General features: G+C 73.0%; 2 protein-coding genes. Both read right to left on the bottom strand.

Going from position 1 to position 2,601, the window contains the following annotated elements:
• Nucleotides 1-23 precede the first annotated feature (23 nt).
• Nucleotides 24-1,784, bottom strand: a complete 1,761-nt coding sequence (locus tag G6048_RS47695; protein ID WP_165345840.1) for an ABC transporter ATP-binding protein — start codon at nt 1,782-1,784, stop codon at nt 24-26.
• A partial coding sequence (locus G6048_RS47690) for an energy-coupling factor transporter transmembrane protein EcfT (protein WP_235991146.1) occupies nt 1,781-2,601 on the bottom strand: 821 nt, incomplete at its 5' end. The genes G6048_RS47695 and G6048_RS47690, both read right to left, overlap by 4 nt.

Below are 2,601 nucleotides of genomic sequence, written 5' to 3'. Positions count from 1 at the left end.
GGCTTGAGGGGGCGCCTGGTGGGTCACGCCTCTGCCTCCCGGTCTGTCATCTCCCGGTCTGGTGTCTCTCGTACTTCCGGCTCCCGCTCCGCTTCGCCCACAGCAGCGCGTACCTGCGAAACCGTCAGCCATTTCTGCGGCGCAAGGATCTTCGTGACCTGCGGGGCGAAGGAGGGAGAGGCGAGGACGACCTCGGCCGTAGGGCCGTCGGCCACCGTTTCGCCGTCGGCGAGGATCACGACCCGGCGGGCGAGTTCGGCGGCCAGTTCCACGTCGTGGGTGGCCAGGATGATGGCGTGGCCCGCGGTCGCCAGGTCCCGTAGGACCGTGACCAGGCGGGACTTGGCCGCGTAGTCGAGGCCGCGGGTCGGCTCGTCCAGGAGGAGGAGTGGGGGGCGGGCCGTGAGGACGAGGGCCAGGGCCAGGGTGAGTCGTTGGCCCTCGGAGAGGTCGCGGGGGTGGGTGTCGTCCGCGATACCGGGGAGCAGTTCGGAGACCAGGGCGCGGCAGGTGCCCGGTTCCGCGGCCGCGTCCCGGTCCGCGGCCGTGCACTCGGCGGCCACCGTGTCCGCGTACAGCAGGTCGCGCGGCTCCTGCGGTACGAGGCCGACGCGGCGTACGAGTTCAGGGGGCGCCGTCCGGTGCGGTACGGCGCCGCCGACCCGTACCGAACCCGACGCCGGTTCGACCAGCCCGACCAGTGCGCTGAGCAGGGTGGACTTTCCGGCCCCGTTCCGGCCCATGAGGGCGATGGTCTCGCCGGGGGCGACGGTCAGGGTGACGTCGTGGAGGGCTTCGATGCCGCCTCTGCGGACGGTGAGGTGGTCGACGGCTGCTGCAACCGGGTTCCCTGGAAGGTGAGTTGAGGTGTCTCGCTGTCTGCGGAAGAGGCGGGAGCGGGCTGGTACGAGACGCGGTGCAGGGGCCGCGCCCGGAGTCACGCTCGAGTGCTCGTCCTCGTACGCCACCTCCGACAGCCGTTCCCGCAGCGCCCCCGCCCTCCGCCGCGCGTCGCGCACCGTCAGCGGCAACGGTGACCACCCGGCGAGGCGCCCCAGGGCGACGACCGGCGGGTACACCGGGGAGACGGCCATCACCTCGGACGGAGGGCCCAGTACGAGCGGGGCGCCCGGAGCCGGGAGGAGGGCGACCTGGTCGGCGTACTGGATGACGCGTTCGAGGCGGTGTTCGGCCATGAGGACCGTGGTGCCGAGGTCGTGTACGAGGCGTTGGAGGACGGCGAGTACCTCCTCCGCGGCGGCCGGGTCGAGTGCCGACGTCGGCTCGTCGAGGACCAGTACGCGGGGGTGCGGGGTGAGCACCGAGCCGATCGCGACCCGCTGCTGCTGGCCGCCGGAGAGGGTGGCGATCGGGCGGTCGCGGAGGTCGGCGAGGCCCAGCAGATCCAGGGTCTCCTCGACACGGCGGCGCATCACGTCCGGCGCGAGGCCCAACGACTCCATCCCGTACGCGAGTTCGTCCTCGACCGTGTCCGTCACGAAGTGCGCGAGCGGGTCCTGGCCCACCGTGCCGACGACATCGGCGAGTTCGCGCGGCTTGTGCGTACGGGTGTCACGGGCGGCCACCGTGACGCGTCCGCGCAGGGTGCCGCCCGTGAAGTGCGGGACCAAACCACTCACCGCACCCAGAATCGTCGACTTACCGACTCCGGACGGTCCGACCAGCAGCACCAACTCGCCCTCGGGGACGGTGAGTTCGACGCCTCGTACGGCTGGCTCGGTCGCCGCGTCGTACGTCACGGAGACATCCTCGAAGCGGATCACGACGGCTCCCTGGGGGCGATGAAGGACGGGGCGAGGCCGAGCAGGATCGCGGCGGCCGGCCAGAGGGGGAAGGTGGGGGACGTCAGGGGTACGACGCCGGGGTGCAGGGCGGCGGAACCAGGCGAGTCGTACGCGGCGTACAGGATCAGCAGCGCCGCGGCTCCCGCGCCGGACGCGGCGACCAGCCACGCCCGTACGCCCCATGCGTCCGGCCGGTAGCGGGTACGCAGCGAGCGGCGGCCGCCGAGCCAGAGCCCGGCGAGGGCCGCGCCGAGTCCGGCGAGCAGCACGGGCAGGCCGTAGGTGCCGCCTTCGGCGGTGAGCAGGCCGTACGTTCCGGCGCAGACGCCGACGAGGCCGCCGAGGGTGAGTACGGCGGTGGTGCGGCGGACGGCGGGCGATACCTCGGCGGTACGGCCGTAACCGCGGGCGTCCATCGCAGCCGCGAGCGCGACCGAACGCTCCAACGCGCCCTCCAGGACAGGGAGTCCGACCTGGAGCAGGCCGCGTATCCCGTGGTCGGGCCGGCCGCGCAGTCGGCGTGCGGCGCGCAGGCGCTGGACGTCCGCGATCAGGTTGGGCGCGAAGGTGAGCGCGACGACCACGGCAACTCCCGCCTCGTACAAGGCGCCAGGGAGGGACTTGAGGAGGCGGGCCGGGTTGGCGAGGGCGTTCGCGGCGCCCACGCAGATGAGGAGGGTGGCCAGTTTCAGGCCGTCGTACAGCGCGAAGACCAGGCCCTCCGCGGTGACCCGGCCGCCGATGCGGATGCCCTGCGCCCAGTCGGGGAGGGGGAGTTCGGGGAGGGTGACGAGGG

It is taken from the genome of Streptomyces ureilyticus (assembly GCF_011045025.1).
Classification (GTDB): Bacteria; Actinomycetota; Actinomycetes; order Streptomycetales; family Streptomycetaceae; genus Streptomyces; species Streptomyces ureilyticus.
Note: the sequence above shows the minus strand (reverse complement) of the source record. Positions and strands in the feature narration are given on the sequence as shown.